The following is a 21,997-nucleotide window of genomic DNA, read 5'->3' as shown; positions in this document are numbered from 1 at the left end:
TACGGGGATAGCTTGGTAAAGAAGAGAAACCGCTGTTAGTTAAGAAATACCACGAACAAGTACGCTCTGTTCCCAAGAATCCCCCACTTCAAACATCCTGCAAGGAGGTTAAGTGGGGGTAGTTCAATTTTGTATTGCACCTACAGTTACGTGAGGTTTTATAATGAATGTACGAACTTTAGAGGGGGATTATAATGGGAAAACAATCATACCTAATAGGGGAATTCTCAAAGCGTACTGGAATTTCGATTAGAACACTACATTATTATGATGAGCTTGGACTGCTTCGACCAGAGAAACATCCGACTTCTGGACATCGCCTATATAAGGATGAAGATGTGGTTACCTTACAAAAAATTGTAAGTCTAAAGTTCCTAGGGTATAGTTTGGATACAATAGGTGAGATGTTAAATCAGAAGAGTTTTACAGTTAGCCTTAATAGCACCCTAAACCTCCACGTGAAAAAGTTAGAAGAAGAAAAAGAAAATATAGAAAGATCACTAGCCGCGATAAAGAGAACGATTATGATTTTGGAGGAGGAGGGAGAAGTAGAAAGTTCTGTATTACTATCATTAATTAGTAGTATACAAACAGAACCACACCAGAAGGAATGGTTGGAAAAATATCAGTTGGAATCCGTGGCAGAGCTTATAGAAAGTAAGACAGAGGATGAAAAATTAGCGATCGATAAAGAGTATATCAAAGTGTCAAAAGGTCTCAAACGCTTATATGGGAGACCGTTTGAGGATGAGGAAGTAAAAGAGCTTGTTGAATCGTATATGGAAGCAGTTTTCAAATTTTTAGGAGAAGATGTTGTGACAGAATTAGGGGAAATAGATTTAGAGGAAGAAAAGATAATGGAATTAGAGACAATGGTTCCATCTCCTTTTTCAAAAGAAGAAGAGGAATGGCTTGCCAAAGCGATGGAATATTATATGGAAAGATCAACGTAAAAACGTAGAATATAGGAGATAAAAACGATGGAAAAAAATAATGGTTTGAAACCTTTTCTTACACTCATAAAATCGACTAATGTCCCGAAATTAGCTCTCACGATAGGGTTAATTGGGAGCGTCATTACGACGCTAATCGGATTGACAATCCCGATGTTAACGGGTGAATTAGTCGACGGCTTTTCGTTAGAATCCTTGAGCATATGGATTATTATCGCGATTGTTGTGGTGTTTATTTTGCAGGCTGTCGTGGACGGGGTGTCTACCTATTTACTTGCAGCAGTTGGGCAGAGGATTGTTGCTCGGATGCGTGAGATGATGTGGAATAAAATGATTCGTCTCCCGGTTCGCTACTTTGATAAGCAGGCAAGTGGGGAATCGGTGAGTCGGGTAGTGAATGATACTGGTATTGTAAAAGATTTAATTTCCCAGCATTTCCCTCAATTTATTGGGGGCATTATTTCCATTATTGGAGCCGTTACGATTTTACTTATCTTGGATTGGAAAATGACATTAATGATGCTACTGGCCGTGCCAATTACAGCTGCAATCATGATTCCGTTAGGGACTAAAATGGCTAAGGTATCTAAAGGATTACAGGATGAAACGGCTACATTTTCTGGGATGATACAACATACAATTAGTGAAATTCGCTTAATGAAAGCATCGACAGCAGAATCTGTTGAGAAACAAAAAGGCGTAACAGGAATTGGTAAGCTCCTACAATTTGGATTAAGAGAGGCACGCATTTTTGCTTTGATTGGTCCTCTGATGTACACGGTAATGATGCTTGTTATTGTGGTGATTATTGGGTACGGTGGTATTCGCGTAGCAGAGGGATCGATGACAACAGGATCATTAGTAGCATTTTTACTGTATTTATTTCAGATTATTTTTCCGATTACGTCGTTCGCGATGTTTTTCACACAGTTACAAAAGGCAAAAGGGGCGACAGAGAGAATTATTACGATTCTGGATTCGGATGATGAAGCCGGGCAAAAAGGAATTGAAATGGATATAACGAATAAATCAATTGAAGTATCGGATGTTTCCTTTGCCTATGAAGATGGAGAACCCGTTCTTCATCATGTATCATTTCAAGCTAACCCTGGTGAGATGATTGCTTTTGCGGGTCCAAGTGGTGGTGGGAAGTCTACCATGTTTGCTTTGTTAGAGCGTTATTATGAGCCTACTTCAGGTGAAATCAGAGTTGGAAATACATCCATTCACCAATTATCATTAGCGTCATGGCGCAGTCAGATTGGATATGTGTCCCAAGAAAATGCGATGATGGCTGGAACGATTCGAGAAAATTTAACCTATGGGTTACCTGATGCCGACAGCATTCCGGATGAGCGCTTATGGGAAGTGGCGAAAATGGCTTATGCTGACGGATTTATCCAAGAATTCAGTAATGGAATGGACACAGAAGTCGGCGAGCGGGGAGTAAAGCTTTCCGGTGGACAACGGCAGCGGATTAATATAGCACGTGCATTTTTACGAAATCCTAAAATTTTAATGATGGATGAAGCCACTGCAAGCTTGGATAGTCAATCAGAGGGCATTGTTCAAGCGGCATTAACAAGGCTAATGGAAGGGAGAACGACCTTTGTCATTGCCCATCGATTATCCACGATTGTTGATGCAGATAAGATTATTTTTATTGAAAAAGGGACTGTCACTGGAGTTGGTACCCATCAGGAGTTAGTGGAAAACCATGAACTGTATCGAGAGTTTGCCGAACAGCAGCTAACGTAAAAGAAAAGGAGAGCTCTTCTAGCGCTACCCAAGCGTATTGGAGCTCTCCTTTAGTTATATTAAATCAAGATTATTACTAAAAAGAATGACAATTACTAATAGCAGAATGACTAAGCTAACAAACAGGATTGATCGTTTTCGTGACGTTCTCGCTTTCTCTACTTCACTCCACCTAACCGGACGAATTCCACTCAAAGAAAATACAATGATACCTGCCAAAATAACGGAGGTAATATTCCCTACTAGTAATAGAAGTGATCCATAGGCTTCCTTCCACAATCCAGATCCTATGGACATCCCCAAGACAACATTAGGTGGTATAAGAGCTACAGCGACCATGACCCCTACTAATGATCCTGGAAGTCGATTCAAAATGGATAATGCACCAGCAATTCCGGTGACAAAGGCTAATACCATGTCGGCAATGTTCACATGTGTTCTCGTTGCAAATTCATTGCTTTCTAATGGTACTGGGAAAAAGAAGGTAAACCCTATCGATATTGCTATAACAATTGCAACTGCATATAACAAGGTAAAGGAGGCACTCCGCAATAAGGAGAAATCCCCCAGTATAGATGAAAAGGCAATGGAAATTACTGGCCCAAGCATGGGAGCAATCACCATCGCCCCAATAATCACGGCAGGGCTATTTTGGATAAACCCAATCGTGACGACAACGGCTGCAATCATAATCATTAACGTATAATTTAGTGTAATATGGCTTGATTTAGTAATGGTGCCTAGTAATTCCTGTCTGCTGACACGCTGTAATTTTCTCGTGTTTTCCTCGGTTTCCTGCTGTCTCTGTTCTTTTTCCTCCTTTGATAATTGCTTCATATATGTATGAACAGGAAAAAGCAGCACTTCAAATCCTTCCGTAAGCTGTGCTTGTTTTTCCAGGTAATTTAATATTTCTTCGGTATCCTTTGTTCGTACTAGCACACGGATTAATGTACGTTCCGCTGTTTCCTTTGATATCCAATAAGAAACATGGGGATAGTTTTTCAAAGCTTCATCTGTCCGGTCAAAAATTTGTTCTGGGACATATGCCTCAATTAACTGTAATTCCATCGTTAGTTCTCCTATGCGTAATGTTTAGTAGTATCCTTTCCATAAATAGCTTGTATTAGAATCGATTGGGGGGTTTTAGGTTTGTGGTAAAAAATTCTAAATATTATGTTATGATGGTGTGAGCTAACGTGGGGTTCTAATGGAAAGAGCGACACGAATTGGCTATTGTGTGGTCATCGGAATAAAGTTAGTAAACTAGAAAATAGATGGTAGAGAAGAGGAAAAAATATGATTTCAGAGTTAACTAGAGATGCGTTTTATATGTGTAGGGATCTTTTAAATGAAGACGGGCAAATAGAAGCGAAAGCGGTAATAGAAGGGATCAATCCTGGTCGTGTATTTGTGGATGATCGTGATTCTCCTACTACTGGCATTATTTGGTTAGGTAATAATGATGGATTTATTTTTATTGGTAATGAGAAAAATGATAGCTTTAATTCCGAATTAAACCAATTTATTGATTCGGTGATTCGAGTAGAGACAAAGAAGGTTGGCTTGGGCTTTTTTGAAGGAATTGGTAATCATCCGAAGTGGAATGAGACAATTCTAAAGCTGTTTGAACATCGGCAAGTAGGTAGCTGGAAGCAAAGGGTTTATATTTTGGAATCAAAGGACTACAGAAAAATCTATGAGCCTGATAAGGAACCAGGGTATGATATGGTGAAAATAGATGAATCTCTCTTTGAAAACAAAGATGGTTCGATTCAAAATATAACGGAAATACAAGATAAAGTGAGTGAAAATTGGGCATCAATAGAGATGTTTTTTCAAGAGGGAATTGGTTATGGCATTGTCCATGAAAATAACATAGTTAGTACATGTCTTTCTGGTTTTGTTGTAGAAAAAACACATAGTATCAATATTGAAACACTAGAAAAGCATCGAGGAAAAAAGTTAGCGCAAAAATTAGCTCATGCCTTTGTTCAAGCGTGTTTTAAGAGGGAGTATACACCTTATTGGGATTGTATGGAATCAAATAAGCCTTCTATTGCCATTGCTGAAAATGTAGGATTTAAAAAGGCATTCACTTATCTAGGGTATGATTTTTACTTTTAATTGACCTTATCTAACGGAGAAGACAAAGTATTTAAGTGTTCTATGAAGGAGCGGCGTAATGATATGACGATAACGATAATTAAATGCACCATGGAAGATTTACACATGCTTCAAGAAATTAGTTATGAAACGTTTAATGAAACATTTAAACATCAAAACACAGCAGAAAATATGAAAGCCTATTTGGAAAAGGCATTTAATTTAAAGCAATTAAAAAAAGAATTATCTACGATTTCCTCTCGATTCTATTTTGTCTATGTAGATGGAAAATTAGCTGGATATTTAAAGGTTAATACAGAGAATGCTAATCAGAAGGTATGGGTGCTGAGTCACTAGAAATTGAGAGAATTTATATTAAGCAGGATTATCAAAAACATGGTCTTGGTAAATATTTAGTAAACAAAGCAATTGAAATTGCAATGGAACAGAACAAAAAGAAAATTTGGCTAGGTGTTTGGGAGAAAAATGAAAATGCAATTGCATTTTATAAAAAGATGGGGTTTGTTCAAACGGGATCCCACTCCTTTTATATGGGAGATGAAGAACAAATAGACTTCATTATGACCAAAACGCTTATATGATGATTTATAAAAAAAGTTTATGATGGACTAACTTAGAAAATTATACTACAAGGACTCGACGTAAGGGATTGATTCGAAATGAAACAGGACTTGCTAAAAAAGGGAAAAGATAGAACGGTGAATGCTGAAAATCTGTACAATATTATAAAACAACATGCTATTTCTTATTGGCCAAGATTTGAAATAGTAGCTTTTGCGCTATATGATAAAGACGATGTTTACCTCTATAATCATCCCAAGTTTGATTGCGATAATGAGCCGTATTGTTATGTCGAATGGGATGAACAATTCAGGCGGTGCAGATACACTTATTTTGTATGAAGATTATCCGACAGCGATCGTGAATGTAGAACATTACAGCGATATGGAGCGTATTTATTCGATTGTCGTGCATGAGTTATTGCATGGATTCCAACACCTTCAAGGAGAAAAACGATTCCCTAATGAGTTACTAGGAATGAACTATCCATTACTAAAAGAAAATATAGAATTACGTAATAGAGAAAGGCAGTATCTTTATCATGCGGTGATGGCTACTACGAAGGAAGAACAATATCGTTCATTAACACAATTTATTGCTGCTAGGGAAAGTAGAAGAACGGTGATGGGGCAGTATTTAGATTATGAGCTTTCTATTGAAACAGTAGAGGGTCCTGCTTTTTATGTAGAATCACAGGCTTATCGTCATAAGAGCCATAAGGCATATGCGGATAGTTTAACGACATATCGTAGTAGTTTACTAAATAATAGCGAGTCGTCGAGGATGCTGCGCAAGAGTTGTTATAGCTCTGGATTATTCCTTTGCTCATTGCTTGATGAGCTTGCTCCTGCCTGGAAAGAGACGTTTTTTGCATCAGATAACTTGTTATATGACATGTTAAAGGAACTGGTGGAATGGCAACCTTATCGTATCCATGACTTAGAAATTAGTGACGAGACCATTTCAATTATAGAAAGTATTACAAAAGAAAAAGAAGAAATCTTTCTTCAATTTGAGCAAACAAAGGGGTACCATGTTTATATAAAAGGTGACATGGTTTCCAAAGGGTTCGACCCGATGAATGTGATAGTTAAGGACAATAAACGTTTGCATAAGCGTTTTATTTCGGTTGCGATTAATGACAAGGTTTTTCAAATTAGTCAGCCTGTTATGGTTGATAGTGGTGATACGTTTAGTGCGATAAAACAGCTACACCTAGTGCTAGATGAAAAACCGATTATTCGTGATGGGGTTATCTTTATGGAAGGTGTTGGGGAAGTGAAAGGGAACCTGGTGGAGAAAGATCATATGTATTATATCGTTTTAGAATAGAACGTGCTTCCTATTCGTCTTTGGACATGCTCAGGGGATTCCCTGAGCATGTGAGGACAGCATGAGCTTGCATATGCGCACTTTATACTTTTAACACCATTCTTACTGTCTTTAGGATGTGACCATCAAAATCATCATCAAACTCTTTGACAATCTTAAAACCTTTGGCTTCATAAAAGGTCTTTCCGATTTTATTATCCTTTTCGACATTAATATAAATCTCATTTACACCGTCTAACTCTTTCATCCCCTTTTGTAATAATGCTGAACCTAACCCCTTACCTTGTTGTTCTGGATAAAGATAAATAGCCCCTAACTCCACTTTTCCATCTTCTCTTACTGGAGAAAAGTTAGCAAAACCAACAACTCTGCCTTCTACTTCAGCTACAAAAAGAGTAGAATGTTCTAACCGCTGCTTCATCCTTTCATCATTGTAAGCCGATTTCAAGAAATTTTCTTGTACCTCTGAAGGAATTATTCCTTCGTAAGTAGTGTTCCAAGTTGTTTTTGCCACATCTTGAACTTGTTTTATATCTTCTGGTTGCATTTTACGAATTACATATGCCATTCTTATCAGCCTTTCCGCTTGTGCTTGATTCCAATAATTTTAAATAGTATAACATTCGTTTTGGTAAAAATGGACATTTTCTGTTAATGTATGTGAAAAAGATGAAAAAGAGCATGATGGTGCTCTTTTTCATCTACTAAATAGTATGTTATGGACCCTCTCTAATTTAATTGCTAATTGTAATGCTATTTTATTTTTGTACTTGCAATCCGAACCCGTACTCGAGGTGAGGTTGGTTTTCCTTTAGTTAAGAAACGCATGCTTATCATATAGATCTATCTTTTCTTCTAATAGTGTTTCATCATTCATGTCGTACCAGTTTATCATCAAATAAATAGTGTTCAGTTTATTTGGTGAGATGGTTGTTTCTCCAGAGCTTTCGGTAATTCCAGTCGATATTTTTGCTATATTATTATCAAAATTATATTTAAATGTATTACTTTGAAGCAATACTTCTTCACCATCTATTTCAGCAAATAACTGTATCTGGTAAGAATTAGTTAGGAATTCTGAAGTATTCTTCATGGTTAAGATGCCATTTCCTGCTTTTATCTAGTTAGGTGAGATTTCTAGTTGATAAGGATTTACAATCCATTCTCCTTCACCTGTTAAGGAATAGTAATAATGATTAGTTACGACCGGTTCATTACTACAACCGACTAATGTTATGACCAATAACATAATCCCGAATACTTGCTTCATCCTATTGTCCTCACTTCTGCGATCATTGGTTTTTATTGGAAATTTCTATTTCATTATACCATATTGTTCAAGTAGGTGGGGGTTAATTATTCTCTGCCAATCTTCCTAATGGACCATCTTCCCTGATAATATCTTGAATTTCGTAAATAGAAATAGGAAATATTGGGAAACCAAACACATATGGCGTAATGTCGTATAGCTGGAAATAAATGACCAGAGTTTTATCTGCTAAATAGAAATCCTGGTTGGGGCTTATTACGGTAAAATCATCGATTAATTGGATATCGCGTTGCTTAATTTGTGCATGGATGATTTCGGAGAGCCTTGTGATATAATCACTACCTGGTTTAAAGAGGTCTTTTAGTTCAAGCTTTTTCCCAGTTTTTAAATCAAAGGATAGGGATCGTTTAAATGTCATCCCATGTGCCGCTCGATCATGGTAGGTATAATTGGTTAACAGGATACTGAGAATATCGCGTTGGTTGTTTTTGATTTCATAAGTCCCAAGCATTTCTACCACCGTTTGTGGGGTATCGCCGGTTTGTAGATTGATTAAGGATTGCGTTTCTTGAATAATGGATTGATTGATAAAGTGTTGTAGATGTAGATTGTTCATTTGTACTACTTGAGGATAATAGACTATTTTTTTCGGACCTGCACTTATTTGTCGCGTTCTTATTTGAACGGGGAAGGAATTAGGCATATATCTCACACCTTTTTGATTAGTGTATTCATAGGTGGGGGCGATGTGATAATAAAGACATGGAGAGAAGTAAGGATAAATCCTTTATCGGAGTGGATGAGCGGAGTAAAATAGAATAAACAGTGGATTTTGGGAGGTGGATTAAGTGAATATTCAGTTGCAGGAAGTTGTTTCCAAGACGATATTGACCGAAGCAAAGGGCTATTTAGATGTTGGATTTACCCATTCATTAAATCCTTATAGTGGCTGTGGTTTTGCGTGTTTATATTGTTATGTTAGAGAAATGCCCATCCAACGATTTAAAGACATTCCATGGGGAGAATGGGTCCATATAAAAAAGAATGCGGCGGAGAATTACCGGAAAGAGATGCAAAAATTGCGTAAAAAGGATACAGCTGTCAATATATTTATGTCATCTGCTACAGACCCATATCAGCCTATAGAACGGGATGCCCAAATTACACGAGGAATATTGGCAGAGATGATAGAACATCCACCTGACTTCCTACAAATTCAAACACGAGGACCGCTTATTGAACGGGATATGGATTTGCTTTTACAACTTAAAGAAAGATGTGATGTCCTCGTATCGATGACGATTGAAACAGATCGAGAGGATATGAAGCGGATTTTTGCCCCATATGCCCCTGGTGTAACATTGCGCTTAAAGGTATTAAAAAGATTGCATGATGCAGGGATACCAACCCAGGCATCTGTTTCACCAGTGTTACCATTTACTCCAAACTTTGCAAAGGTTTTGGAAGATAGGGTTGATCATGTTTGGATTGATACACTACGTATTGGGGATGGTTCGATGGGGCGACGATCAGCTAGGTTAGGGATGCCGGAATTGTTTGAGAAGCATGGCTTGTCCGAGTGGTATCGTCAGGATATTCATATTGCGGTTGAGAAATATTTTAAGAAATATTTTCCTGATGATAGGGTACGTGTTTCAAAGGATGAAGCTTTTCTGAAGTGAATGTGCTAATAAAAACACTTATAATGGCTAAGGTTAGCGCGATTATAAGTGTTTTTTAATCATCTATGGGCTTTGTTTTTCTCGTTTAAGATTTCCATTGCACAACACATATCGATATCTTTTCGTATATGCTCTGGAGTCCATGGAATGTAAATATCCGGTTTAATTCCAGGTTCTGCACCAGGCTTCCGTTTATCGAGTAGATTTAATCGAGATGTTGGATACATCAATTGAAATTGGTTGTTCCATGTTATATCAATCAAATTAGAGTAATCATTGAGCCCCATCGTCGGTCTACCGAGTACGGTAATCTTCGGTGACTTCTTACACAGCCAGACAAATACGTCCCCAGCACTTCCACAATAATTATCCGTTAATAGAACGATATGCTCTGGGGATTTCGTTCCGGTTATTTCGTATACTTCCTCGTCCTCAATGGAAACGAATCCTTTCCCCTTATGTTTAACCCAGACTTCTTCTTTCCAGCGGGTTAAACTAGTACGATATTCCTCGTTATCTATCTTCGTAAGCTCCTCATTAATGGATTGAATCATCAAGTCTGCATTTCTATCTGTAATGTTGAATTTCATGAAGTAATCTTGCATATCTATCGTTATGTTATGGTCAGGGAAAAGATATTTTTCTAGAGATTGGTATGCAAGTGTACTTCCGCCATAATTAATTCTAACATCAATAATTAGATTTTTCGTAGCTGTCAGTTCCTGCTCATGCTTGGAAAGGAGTGTTGTCAGTGTATCTGGTTCATTGAAATCGGTTAGTGTCATACATAATGTATCTTCATCTACTTTCGTTATGGTGTGTTGTGGCACATATGCAGGCTTCTCATACGCTTTTAGTTCCATGAACTCTGTAGAGCCATCTAGGTGGATAATTTCGGCTACATCATAGTTTCGGATGATTTTTCGCCAATCCTCACGCTCTGCTTTCGTTTCCATTAATTCACGTTGATGTTTTCTTGCTAGCTCCGGAATGGGCGTGTTGTTAAGGGATAGGATTGCATCGCCAGGCTTTAAACGTTTCTCTCCCGATAGTGTAGTGACATACAATTTATCTTGGTATCGCCTAACACGAAATCCATTATCCAATTGCTTTTGTGTTTCGGATTGGATGAGGTTGAAAAAGATATGTGGGTCCTGAAAATCTAGTAAATAGTCTTCCACGATTTTTAGAAAGGAGTGAGGCGTTAGGTTAGCATTTCTTTCTAGTTCCATAATCTTACTTTCAAATTCTTCTGGGTTATCCCAGCCTTTTTTATCAATATAACCAGCATAATCATGATGCATAATATCGACTACTTCACGAAATATTTCCGTATACAATGGTTTGTTCCCCTTGTCCGTGTTGGTTTACAATAATCGTAATATAGTTAGAAAATTATTACAATATGTCGTGGGACGGACTTTTGCCTCAGTCCTGGGGCGGAGGGGGAGTGTTAATCTAATCTTGCCTAAGAAATCAATTTAAATTCAATAATAAAGTACCATCCAACACGAACCATTAATCTATTCAACCCCAGGTAGTGTAGTCATTGGTGATGCTGACCATCCTTTAATCAATGAAAGTACGTCAATAATTGGGATGCTGAATCCAATGGTTCCAACTTCGGAGGCAGCTGAGTTAATGCCGATGACTTCTCCGGTTTCACTTAAGAGGAGAGGGCCACCACTATTTCCGGGAGCAATGGGGGCGGAGATTTGGTAAGCATCGGAGTACGTATATGGTGGGAGCTCAAAGTCTCGTCCAACCCCACTGATGATGCCGGTTGTTACGGTGTTGTCTAAGCCAAGGGGATTGCCAAGTGCTAGTACATCCTCACCGACTTCTGCCTTTTCCATTCGTATGGATAAGGGCTCAAGACCTTGTAACCCTTCGACTCTTACTAGGGCGATATCGATATCACTACTAATGCCGATGACAGTTCCAGTAAATTGTTGTTCATCGGAAGTAACGATCGTCACCTCCTGTACACCATGAACAACATGGGCGTTGGTGATCACGTCGCCCATGTCGTTATATAAGAACCCAGAACCGATGGAGCCATCGGCGAGTTCAATTTTTACTACTTTCGTTTGTGCTTCTTGAATAATATCCTTTAATGCGGTTTCTCCTGCTGTGTCTTCTTCGACTGAAGCATTATTATCTAAGAGAATGCTAGACGGTTGGTCAAGCTGACCGGGTATTGTGCCCTTGATCATGAAAAACCCGGTGATTCCAATTCCTAAAACGACAGCGGTTAGGACTAGACTAATAATCCATTGTTTATTCATTTGCTCCACTTCCCTTCCTTACAAATCGAAGTACCAGGTAATATTAGTGATTTCAATATAAGCCTCTTGGTTCACATCCTCCAGGACACCTTCGAATATTCCTTCATCACCTGGGTTTAATTCATACGGCTCAACAAATAATACGTCTTCAAAGAGAAAGTTCCCTTCTTCATCAAAGATAGCTAAATAAACGGTTAACGAATAGATTGGAACAGTGGCTGTACTAATAAGGGTACCGGAAATGGTGATGTCACCATTCTCTTCAAGCACGGCATCGAAGTAGGTAACTTCTACAGCTGCAGTGCGATTATGCAGGTCGTCTTGTACCGCCTGTTCTTCAAAGGCAGTGATTGCCTGTTCTATTTCATCTTTAAAGGCTAATAATTGCTCGTTATTGGAGCTATAATTTAATCCTTTATTCAACATAGCGAGTGCTTCTTCAAAATATCCATCCGTATAAAGTGTACTTGCCTCCTCGAAAGCAATTTGAACAATTTTATCCATAATCTCTGTTTTTACAGCTTCCGCTTCGGTATTGGATAATGCCTCTAGCGTATTGAGTTTATTGGCTAGCTCATCGATGTTCGTTATGGTAGGGAGCTCCAATTTTATTTTTTCAATCGTGATAGTTTCCTCTTCTGCCGTTATAAGGACTTCAAAGGAAGTGAAAAGCGGACTATTTTCGGCTGCAAGTTGATTGGTTAATGTAGTCAGCTCTTGTTCAGCCTGATCAAACTGTTGATTCGCTGACAGTGTCAAGGCAGCATCAAGCTGATCGGCAAATGTTTGGGCACGATTAACTTCGTCTAGGTTTTGTTGTAATACGTCATAATCTGGTCTGATTTCGATTGCATCTTCTAGCAGTTTAGTGGCTTCTGTAAAATTTCCTTCTAAGGCATTTGCCTCTGCCAATTGTTGTAATTCTAGTACCTGATCATTTTTCCTTTGCTCTGATAAATAAGTGAAGATAAGGAAAACAGAAACCAATACGAGACTTATAAGGGGGATAACGTAAGGGAATAGCGAATGAGTGGTTAATGTTTTTTTACCATTTGTTTCAACCTGGGGTAGGCTAGTTTCGTGAGAGTTTATCGCGGTATTCATTGTATCTGTCGACTGGATTTGTTCTGTAATGTGATTATCGTGGTCAACCTTTGCCCCACAATTTATACAAAAAGTAGATTCGTCCACTAATTTATCACCGCATTGATGACAAAACATGTGATTCCTCCTAACTGGTAACAGTAATAGCAATTATCCTATCCTATTAGAAATTCCCGGAGAAGGTGCTTGGGTAGCTTGGTTTTTTATTTGCATGATACGTAAATTATGCTTGTGGGATGTACCTTGTTTGATGGGAAAAGTATCGTTTGTTTGTTATGATAGATGTAATTGTTTTATAGATTTTTTTAGCAGACAGACCTTAAATACTCTACATAGACGAATACATTTGGTATCATAATACATATTCGTTAGGTATGGAGGACAAACATGGAGGATTTTATTACGAATTGGGTTGCAGATTTTGACTTGGAACCAGCGACTACAAAATATCTTACTATTAGTCTTAAGGTTTTAGCTATCGCTTTAATCTGTATCATTGCAAATTTTATTACGAAGAAGATTGTTGTAAGGATCATTACAAGGGTCATTAGAAACAATAAATATACATGGGATAATGTGTTTATAGAACGAAAAGTCTTTCACAGGCTATCACACATTGTACCGGCAATCATCATTTATCAATTTGCGACGAGTTTTCCAAACTATGTAACATTGATTCAAAAGGCGTCTAATACATATATCATTCTTATTATGTTATTGGTAATTAATAGTACATTACATGCAATTAATGATATATATCGTACTTTTGAAGTCTCTAAAACGCGACCGATTAAAGGATATATTCAAGTAGCCAATATTATTTTCGTCATCATTGGGTCTATATTAATCATTGCCAATTTAATTGGAGAAAGCCCGCTTGTTTTATTAGGTGGTATTGGTGCGTTATCAGCGGTTATTATGTTAGTATTCCAGGATTCCATTTTAGGGCTTGTTGCTGGGGTTCAGCTGACTACAAATGATATGGTCCGAGTTGGGGACTGGATTGAAATGCCGAAGTATGATGCAGATGGTGATGTAATTGATATTACGTTAAATACGGTAAAGGTACAAAACTGGGATAAAACGATTTCGATGATCCCTGCTTATGCGTTAGTTTCGAATTCCTTTAAAAACTGGAGAGGAATGCAGGATGCAGGGGGAAGAAGGATTAAGCGTTCACTATATTTGGATACGACAAGTATTGGGTTCTGCTCTCCAGAGATGATAGAGCGATTAAAACAGATTCAGATTGTTTCTGATTATATAACGGAGCGCGAAGCAGAAATTGAAGAATACAATCGCAAACATAAGGTTAGTCGAGAAAATCCGGTGAATGGAAGAGCAATGACAAACATCGGTGTGTTCCGTGCTTATGTTGAAAATTATTTAAAACGCCATCCTGGAATTCGTCAGGATATGACCTTAATGGTAAGGCAATTAGATCCAACAGAAAATGGGCTACCACTGGAGATCTATGCGTTTACGAATACGACAGAATGGGCGGCTTATGAATCGATTCAATCCGATATCTTTGACCACCTATTCGCTATAGCGAAAGAATTCGGATTACGCTTATTCCAGAATCCAACAGGGAATGATATAAAATACGTCCGAGCAATGGAGACTGAAGAAGTGCACACTAGAGCTCCTGGACAAGAATAGAGATGGATAGTGGGAGCAACACGTCAGAAAAATAGCGATTCTGAAGTGCTGCTCCTTTTTATTTTCAAGGTTATTTGCATATGCGAGTCCTAGTCCAGCTAGTCAATCTCAGAATAGCCGACGGGAATCCTTACAATACTTTCCTGTCCTATTTACGACGAAATAATGTGTTCCTATTTCGGTTCAGAAATCTTTCATTATATTCAAAATCATACTATGATAAGGACAGAAAGAAGGGGAAATATGATACGTTTTATTCGTTGGTCATTTTATATGCTAGGATTGTTAATTTTTAGTTATGGAATTACCATTGCTTTGAAAATGCAATATCTAGGAATTCATCCATGGGATGTGTTAAATGTAGCACTCTTTGATAAATTTGGCTTGTCTATCGGTTCCTGGGCGATTATTATTTCGGTATTATTAATTATTGTCGCGTTAATCTTGGATAAGAGTTATGTGAAATTAGGTACCTTTTTAAATGGAATTCTCGTAGGTGTATTTGTTGATATGTTTTTATGGATTGATTTCCTACCAAATGCAACACATACATGGACAGATTATCTCGTAATGGTTGTGGCGATCATTACGATGGGCTTCGGTGGCGGACTATACAATTCAGCTGAAGTAGGGGCAGGACCGCGGGATGGATTTATGTTATCGATTTCCGATAAACTGGGTAAGTCCATTGGAACCATCCGCATCCTAGTGGAGACACTTGTATTGGTGATTGGTTTCCTTTTAGGAGGACCTGTATTTATCTTTACGTTTATTTTTACCTTTGTTCAAAGTCCTGTATTTGCTTTTACGTTTAAAAAGTTTAAAGCATTCCTAGGGATTATAGACCAAAGGTACCAACAAAAGCATATTTCGAAATCTAGTGCATAAAGAAGGACAGGTACCCTGAAAATGGGAGCACCTGTCCTTTTTTATAATTGTTCTGGTGGGAGCGGGCTAGCGAAATAGTAGCCTTGTCCTATAGCATTAAAATCCTTTAAAACTTGGTATTCTTCCTCGGTTTCAATACCTTCAATGACAACTGGTCTGTCGATGGACTGGATTATCGCCTTTAATACGCGCATCTTTCTTGTATTATGAATATCGACAAGTGTTTTATCAATCTTCAGTGTTTCAAAATCGAGACTAGTAATAAGGTGTAAGGATGAATAGCCTGTTCCGAAATCATCAATTGCGATTTTTAAACCTAGTGCCTGTAATTCGTTTACTATAGAGGTTGAGTCCTCTATGTCCATCATGACACTTTCGGTTATTTCTAGCTTAAGATATTTAGGGTCAATGCTTTCTTCCATTAATATTTGATAGATTCTTTTCGTAAAGCTTGGCTCGACTAATTGTCTAGCAGATACATTGACAGAAACAGGGACATGAAGATAAGGATGATCCTTCCACCTGCCAATTTGCCGACAAGCCTCCCGAAGAATCCACTCGCCGATAGGGACTATTAGGCCAGTCTTTTCGGCAATTGGAATAAATTCAGCTGGAGAGACTTGTTCATCTTCTAGATTCCATCTAAGCAATGCCTCTAATCCAACTAGCTTTCTAGTGCTTAATTCAATTTGTGGTTGATAATACAGTGTTAGCTCATCATTTTCGATCGATTTTCTTAAGGCGTTTTCTAAATAAAGTCGTCTCTTCACCTTTTCATTTAACTGGTCATTGTAAAATTGATAGTTATTTTTTCCTTTTTGTTTGGCTAAGTACATTGCTAAATCTGCTTGTTTGATTAATGTTTCTACTTCGATGGAACAGTTGTGAAGGATACTAATGCCGATAGAGAGCGTTATGATTAAGTCGTTCCCTGCTAAGTCAACTGGTTGATTCATGACGTCGAGTATTCTTTCTGCTACTTGCTCCGCTTCCGCTTTTGTCACATTTTCTAATGTAATGATAAATTCATCTCCGCCAATTCTAGCTATTTGATCCTGTTCTCTAACACTGTTTTGTAGCTTTTTGGCGACATGCTTAAGGAACGTATCGCCCATATGATGGCCTAATAAGTCGTTAATATCTTTAAAATCATCAAAATCGATTACTAGAATGGCTAATGAATTCGGGTATTCTTCAGAGCGGTTAATTACTTCTGACAAGTGCTGATTAAACCATCTACGATTTGGGAGTCCAGTCAATTGGTCGGTATAGGCTAGATGCTTGATTTGCTGTAGAGCTTGCTTTTCTTTTGTAAGATCCTTTGAAATACCAAATATACCAGTAATCTCACCTTCAATCGTAATTGGAATGGTAGTAATGTTAACGGGAATGCTACTACCATTTCTCGCCTTCACATTTAATTCAAATGCTTGTGGCTTACCTGAAATGGTTTTCTTAAAGTTCTCTATTGCGACATCTAAATGTGCTGTATCAACTACTTCTTGGTAGGACATTTGAAGTAGGTCTTCTTTTGTATAGCCTATTAACTTCCCACCAGAAGTATTTATATCTTGGAAAATGCCATCCGCATTTAATAAAAATACAGGGTCTGGATTATTATCAAACAAAGAGGAATAACGTTGTTGTTTATCCTCCAGTTCTCGTCTTACTTTTTTTTGTTCTGTAATATCTCGGACGATTAATTGAATCGCTGGTTTATGCTCAAACACAATCGGATAACTCTTTATTTCAGCATCAATTAATGAACCATCCAGTGCGACGAATTTCATTTCGATAAAGTCTACCTGCTTTTGATCGGGTAAATTTTTTACATGTTGCTTTGCAATTCGCTGGTAATCGGGATGAATGAAATCCTTCAGTGGTTTACCTATGATTTCGTTTTTATTTGATGCTCGTAAGCATTTGATACAAATATCATTCGCGAATAGTATTCGTTTTCCATCATGGACAAGTAAGGGCTCAGGGGAAAATTCAACTAAATCGCGGTAACGCATTTCACTATGCTTATTTTGATTGATTAGCTGTTTCTGTTTTTGTAAGGAACGATAATCAAACCAGGCGATGCACAAGGTAACGATAATAATCATAGAAGATGTACTCGATAAAATGATACCTAAAGTAAACGTGTCAATATCTGTAGGGCCTCTTTCATTATGAACATGAGGGAGAATTTCGATTGCTCCTATCCCAACATATTGTAGGGCAGATATCGTAATCCCTAATAGGATTGCATTGCCTCCTGCCCGTGTAAAACTATGAGCGGTCCGATGTCTTATTTGCTTGAACATCATAACCGTTAAGATGGCAAATACGAAAGCCAAGACAATCGTTAATCCAAATGATAACGAGCTAAATTGAATAATAAGTGGTTCATTCATCGCGAGTATTGCGGAATAATGTAATAGAAAAATGCCGGAAGCCATAATAAACACACTTAGGCAAGCTTTTGCCTTTGTCAGTTGCGAAACATAAAGTGTTAGAAAAGCAGCAAACGATGACATTAGGGCAAATAGAAAGGACACGATTAATATTTCTAAATTATAGTTTAGTGGAAATGAAATGTGATGGGCGATGATGACAATAAAATGAAAAGAAAAAAGACCAGTTGCCATCACAAATGCTCCTGCTATGATCCAAAATATTTTGTGTGAACGAAGTCCATCAAAGATTCTTTCTACTAAAATGAATGAGGTGTAGATAGATAGAATAAAGATAATCACTGAAAAAGTGGTTAAGATAGGGCTATAAGATGAATGCATCATGTTGCTGTCACTCCTAAATATACATGTTCCTTTATTGTTAGTATTTCCAACATAGTACCACTTAATCTTATAGCAGACTATCTTAAAATGAAATGGAATAACAAGGGGTATTTGGTTATTAATGGAATAGGAAGAAAGAAGTGGAACGTTTTGTTAGAGCGTCCCACTTCTTTTCTATCTTTTCCGAAACGTCATTTTCCAGAGAACGATGGTTAGAATTGCTACTAATGCTAGGTAGATATAGACCCCAATCGTTATGAGAGAAACGAGGAAATGAATCAGTGCCAAGACCCCAACTAGAAGCATTAATACGATGACAATCCCGGCAGTAGCACCGCCCTGCTGTGCAGATTCAAAAGGCCGCGTAAATGGAAACTTTCCAGTATTAAATAATTTATAGGAAAGGAGTACTTGTAAAATCGCCGTGAAAAGGATAACGAGAATATCTGGTATAATACGGATTGAAAAAATCCAACAATACACGACTGATAATATAAGAAAAACCGGTAAATATAGTTTTACGAGAAAGGCTTTTAAGGTCGCGCTGTACACTCTAGATTCACTATGTATTGGTGTTGTTTGGAAAATCCATGCACCTTTATACTTACTCGAAAATTGCAGCATATAGACGACGGCACCGATAATAATATTAGCGAAATAAAGTGTTAAATAAGCTTTGCTATTTCCCCAGTCGACAGAATCCATTAAACTGATATTATTGTATAGAAAGATAAATGGAAAAACTAATGCCATCCCTAAGGAAGGATACACTTTTAATTTAAAATCTCTCTCCCGACTAATCATGATGGAGGCAAATCGATAAAAGGTACGTTCTTCTTTGCTGAAGCAAATTAGCCTTTCAAACAGTCTGTCGAGACTCCATGTTTCCTTTTTCTTCTTACCCGATTCCTCCATTAATTTCTGTAGGTTCTTCTCAAATGAAGGCATTAACCAGTAATATAGCATAATAGACAGTAATGGAACAATGATAGCCATTGCCGATAGTAGGATAATTTCTGGCGTATAATTATGATTTAAGAGAAGCTCAAATGGTGCACTGAACCATAATGGTGGCATGAAGACGTGCCACCAGCTAAAGACATAGGTGACATTCATATCCATGAAGTCAAATACACGAATAATAACTTGATAGCCAATAACAATACCGACCGCGAGGAAAATTTGTACATAGTTAATAATATCTTTTAACTTTTCCCCATCAAAAAAACGCAAGATCAGAATGTAGGCTAATGCTGTTAAGGCCATAATGAACAAATCTAGTAAAATAATCTCTAGAATAAATATGAGAAAATACCAGATACCATGTACAAAGAGCATAACGATGGCTGGTATGCCGATAAAGGCACCGGTCAGTATGGCTAGATAAATGGCAATATGTACTAGCTTAGCGGCATTGATGGTCCTTGTGTTGATTGGTTTCGAATTCAATATGACCTTATCCCGAACATCTAATAATACGGAGGAATAGTCGGAAATCATGGAAGTCATTAGAATAAACATCGCAATGGCGAGCATGATGCTCGACTGAAGCATATAGCTATTCCCTATAAAAAGAAATGGGATAAGCAGAATACCATATAAGGCATATATCCAGAGAGACTTTAAAAACTGATTCCCTTCCTTTTTCTTCATATCATTCAATAGTGTTGGAACACGTCTAGAATCCATGGTGAGCTTGATTTCTACGATTTTTCGCATGACAGGGTAATCAATATCAAGCTTAGTAAAGACAAATTGGAAGCGATCAAGTAGCTTTAATGTGCGAAAGTTACTCATGATGACCATCCTCTGTCACGATGGATACAATGTTCTCCGCTGTTACTTTATGTACATCAAATCCAGTTAGCTGATTGAATATCCCCTCTAATGAGCCTTCTTGGCTTTGCGCTTTTAACTTATCAAAGGAGCCATCGGCAGCAATTTTGCCATTGACTAGTAAGACAATTCGGTTACTGATTTTCTCTACCACATCCATGATATGGGAGGAGTAGAAGATGGTTTTTCCTTGGTTAGCTAAGGCTTCTAGCATATCCTTAATGATCATAACACTGTTGGCATCGAGTCCACTCAGTGGCTCATCAAGGAAAATAATATCGGGATTATGTAATAGACTGGAGATGATTAATACCTTTTGCCGCATTCCTTTGGAAAAGGAGGAGATTCTAGCGTGAAAGACTTCTTCCATATCGAATTGTTGCAGTAATCGTAATGCTTTATCCTCTGCCTTTTGTCGTTCTAATCCGTAGAGCTCTCCGATGAAGGTTAGGTATTCGGCTGCAGTTAATGTATCATAAATCTCTGCATTTTCTGGGACATAGCCGATTTTTTGTTTATAAGCGTCATTACTTGAAGCAATATTTTCACCTAATATTTCTACTGTTCCACCATATCCTTCTACTAGGCCAAGGATGATTTTTAATGTCGTGCTTTTCCCAGCACCATTGGGCCCGATATAGCCGATTATTTGTCCCCGGTAGACATCTAGATTGATGCCGTTTAACACAGTTTTTCCTGAATAACTCATGGTTAAGTCGTTTAGTGATAATACTTTCTCATTCATCCCAAAAATCCTTTCTATTAATCTGGTTACTTTTACCATATCAATGTGGGGAAAGGAATGCAATAGGAGAAAAAAGCTCCCTACTTTTGTAGAGAGCATGATTACAGATTAAAATTCTTCATATACAGCTGGGTCTTGTCCTTTAAGGCGACCATCAGGACGGGTGAGGCTAGCGATGGTTTGCATATCATCCGCATCTAAGCTGAAATCAAAGATGGAGATGTTCTCGAGCTGACGAGTAGGAGTAGCTGATTTAGGAATTGCGACAGCTCCTAATTGATAATGCCAGCGGAGGACTACTTGGGAAACTGTTTTGTTGTGTTTTTCTGCGACTTTCTTCAACGTTTCGTGTTCAAATACATCATTAGCACGAGCTAAAGGACTCCAGGATTCGGTCACCACACTATGTTCCTCATGCCATTTGCGTTGATCTTCTTGGTTAAAGAATGGATGAAGTTCAATTTGGTTAATTGCTGGTAATACACCAGTCTCTTTTTCAAGCTTCGTTAGGTGCTCAGGTAAGAAGTTACATACGCCGATAGTACGGATTAAGCCCCATTTTTTTGCATCGATTAATGCTTGCCAAGCTTCCACATATAATTCACGATTCGGGTTTGGCCAGTGAATCAAGTAAATATCATAGTAATCTAGATTGGCGCGATAGAGGGATTCTTGTACAGTTGTCACCGCATCCTTATAATTGTGATATCTTCCAGGAAGCTTTGATGTAATCTGTAGTTGTTCGCGAGGGACTGAGGTTCTACGTATTGCCTCCCCAACAGTTCCTTCATTTTCATAATTATAAGCAGAGTCAAGCAGGCGGTAGCCGTGATTAATCGCACTTTCAATTGCTGCTACGCCTTCATTTCCTTTCAGTTTATATGTACCAAAACCAACAGCAGGAATGCGATTACCATCATTTAATGTTATTTCTGGAATCATTGCGTTTGTCATGAATATCACTCCTATGTAGTTATTATTAAAGCTATAGTGAAAGCTTATCATAGG

General features: G+C 37.9%; 19 protein-coding genes and 1 pseudogene. 8 read left to right on the top strand and 12 right to left on the bottom strand.

Translation table 11 applies throughout. From position 1 onward, the window contains the following. Window positions 1-194: 194 nt before the first annotated feature. Both AAIB49_RS14930 and AAIB49_RS14925 read left to right on the top strand, forming a co-directional pair. Entirely contained in the window at window positions 195-953 is a 759-nt protein-coding gene (locus tag AAIB49_RS14930) for a MerR family transcriptional regulator (protein WP_339216425.1), read from the top strand. A gap of 27 nt (window positions 954-980) precedes the next feature. Continuing rightward, complete coding sequence (locus tag AAIB49_RS14925; protein WP_339216424.1) at window positions 981-2,711, top strand: ABC transporter ATP-binding protein; 1,731 nt, start codon at window positions 981-983, stop codon at window positions 2,709-2,711. A gap of 54 nt (window positions 2,712-2,765) precedes the next feature. On the opposite strand, the gene AAIB49_RS14920 is transcribed toward AAIB49_RS14925, so the two are convergent. Continuing rightward, window positions 2,766-3,782 (bottom strand): TIGR00341 family protein, encoded by a 1,017-nt coding sequence (locus tag AAIB49_RS14920; RefSeq protein WP_343458486.1) that lies wholly within the window; start codon window positions 3,780-3,782, stop codon window positions 2,766-2,768. Window positions 3,783-4,010: 228 nt separating this feature from the next. Between AAIB49_RS14920 and AAIB49_RS14915 the strand changes: the two genes are divergently transcribed. The 3 genes and pseudogenes from AAIB49_RS14915 to AAIB49_RS14905 all read left to right on the top strand — a co-directional run bounded on the left by AAIB49_RS14915 (window position 4,011) and on the right by AAIB49_RS14905 (window position 6,731). Continuing rightward, on the top strand, window positions 4,011-4,838 hold the full coding sequence (locus AAIB49_RS14915) for a GNAT family N-acetyltransferase (protein WP_343458485.1): 828 nt from the start codon (window positions 4,011-4,013) through the stop codon (window positions 4,836-4,838). A gap of 63 nt (window positions 4,839-4,901) precedes the next feature. Then, window positions 4,902-5,419, top strand: a pseudogene (gene paiA / locus AAIB49_RS14910) (spermidine/spermine N(1)-acetyltransferase). Window positions 5,420-5,621: 202 nt separating this feature from the next. Beyond that, entirely contained in the window at window positions 5,622-6,731 is a 1,110-nt protein-coding gene (locus AAIB49_RS14905; protein WP_343458484.1) for a hypothetical protein, read from the top strand. 82 nt (window positions 6,732-6,813) lie between these two features. On the opposite strand, the gene AAIB49_RS14900 is transcribed toward AAIB49_RS14905, so the two are convergent. The 4 genes from AAIB49_RS14900 to AAIB49_RS14885 all read right to left on the bottom strand — a co-directional run bounded on the left by AAIB49_RS14900 (window position 6,814) and on the right by AAIB49_RS14885 (window position 8,704). Further along, entirely contained in the window at window positions 6,814-7,299 is a 486-nt protein-coding gene (locus tag AAIB49_RS14900; protein ID WP_339216418.1) for a GNAT family N-acetyltransferase, read from the bottom strand. Between the two features lie 243 nt (window positions 7,300-7,542). After that, the gene (locus AAIB49_RS14895) at window positions 7,543-7,824 is read right to left on the bottom strand and encodes a hypothetical protein (RefSeq protein WP_339216416.1); all 282 of its coding nucleotides are present in this window, start codon (window positions 7,822-7,824) and stop codon (window positions 7,543-7,545) included. Window positions 7,825-7,851: 27 nt separating this feature from the next. Continuing rightward, complete coding sequence (locus AAIB49_RS14890; protein ID WP_339216414.1) at window positions 7,852-8,001, bottom strand: hypothetical protein; 150 nt, start codon at window positions 7,999-8,001, stop codon at window positions 7,852-7,854. An 82-nt stretch (window positions 8,002-8,083) separates the two neighbouring features. After that, complete coding sequence (locus AAIB49_RS14885; protein WP_343458483.1) at window positions 8,084-8,704, bottom strand: DUF3298 and DUF4163 domain-containing protein; 621 nt, start codon at window positions 8,702-8,704, stop codon at window positions 8,084-8,086. Between the two features lie 145 nt (window positions 8,705-8,849). Here AAIB49_RS14885 and AAIB49_RS14880 point away from each other — a divergent pair, with 145 nt between their 5' ends. Continuing rightward, window positions 8,850-9,683 carry an SPL family radical SAM protein gene (locus tag AAIB49_RS14880; protein ID WP_343458482.1) on the top strand — a complete coding sequence of 278 codons (834 nt, stop codon included), beginning with the start codon at window positions 8,850-8,852 and terminating at the stop codon, window positions 9,681-9,683. 59 nt (window positions 9,684-9,742) lie between these two features. On the opposite strand, the gene AAIB49_RS14875 is transcribed toward AAIB49_RS14880, so the two are convergent. From AAIB49_RS14875 to AAIB49_RS14865, 3 genes are all read right to left on the bottom strand, one after another. Then, window positions 9,743-11,023: a S41 family peptidase gene (locus AAIB49_RS14875; RefSeq protein WP_343458481.1), complete on the bottom strand. Its 1,281-nt coding sequence runs from the start codon at window positions 11,021-11,023 to the stop codon at window positions 9,743-9,745. 183 nt (window positions 11,024-11,206) lie between these two features. Beyond that, the gene (locus tag AAIB49_RS14870; RefSeq protein WP_343458480.1) at window positions 11,207-11,971 is read right to left on the bottom strand and encodes a S1C family serine protease; all 765 of its coding nucleotides are present in this window, start codon (window positions 11,969-11,971) and stop codon (window positions 11,207-11,209) included. An 18-nt stretch (window positions 11,972-11,989) separates the two neighbouring features. Continuing rightward, window positions 11,990-13,192, bottom strand: coding sequence for a zinc ribbon domain-containing protein (locus AAIB49_RS14865; RefSeq protein ID WP_343458479.1), 1,203 nt, complete (start codon window positions 13,190-13,192; stop codon window positions 11,990-11,992). A 270-nt stretch (window positions 13,193-13,462) separates the two neighbouring features. On the opposite strand from AAIB49_RS14865, the gene AAIB49_RS14860 reads away from it, so the two are divergent. After that, window positions 13,463-14,737, top strand: a complete 1,275-nt coding sequence (locus AAIB49_RS14860; protein WP_343458478.1) for a mechanosensitive ion channel family protein — start codon at window positions 13,463-13,465, stop codon at window positions 14,735-14,737. Between the two features lie 243 nt (window positions 14,738-14,980). Next, window positions 14,981-15,625, top strand: a complete 645-nt coding sequence (locus AAIB49_RS14855; RefSeq protein ID WP_343458477.1) for a YczE/YyaS/YitT family protein — start codon at window positions 14,981-14,983, stop codon at window positions 15,623-15,625. Between the two features lie 41 nt (window positions 15,626-15,666). Here the strand turns inward: AAIB49_RS14855 and AAIB49_RS14850 are convergent, their stop codons facing one another. The 4 genes from AAIB49_RS14850 to AAIB49_RS14835 form a co-directional block, all read right to left on the bottom strand. Then, on the bottom strand, window positions 15,667-18,408 hold the full coding sequence (locus AAIB49_RS14850; RefSeq protein WP_343458476.1) for a bifunctional diguanylate cyclase/phosphodiesterase: 2,742 nt from the start codon (window positions 18,406-18,408) through the stop codon (window positions 15,667-15,669). 174 nt (window positions 18,409-18,582) lie between these two features. Continuing rightward, window positions 18,583-20,205, bottom strand: coding sequence for a hypothetical protein (locus AAIB49_RS14845; RefSeq protein ID WP_343458475.1), 1,623 nt, complete (start codon window positions 20,203-20,205; stop codon window positions 18,583-18,585). Continuing rightward, complete coding sequence (locus tag AAIB49_RS14840; protein ID WP_343458474.1) at window positions 20,198-20,989, bottom strand: ABC transporter ATP-binding protein; 792 nt, start codon at window positions 20,987-20,989, stop codon at window positions 20,198-20,200. The genes AAIB49_RS14845 and AAIB49_RS14840 overlap by 8 nt, the downstream gene beginning before the upstream one ends. A gap of 108 nt (window positions 20,990-21,097) precedes the next feature. Next, on the bottom strand, window positions 21,098-21,943 hold the full coding sequence (locus AAIB49_RS14835) for an aldo/keto reductase (RefSeq protein ID WP_343458473.1): 846 nt from the start codon (window positions 21,941-21,943) through the stop codon (window positions 21,098-21,100). Window positions 21,944-21,997 lie beyond the last annotated feature (54 nt).

The organism is Ornithinibacillus proteolyticus (assembly GCF_039581225.1).
GTDB classification, from domain to species: domain Bacteria; phylum Bacillota; class Bacilli; order Bacillales; family Amphibacillaceae; genus Ornithinibacillus; species Ornithinibacillus massiliensis.
Note: the sequence above shows the minus strand (reverse complement) of the source record. Positions and strands in the feature narration are given on the sequence as shown.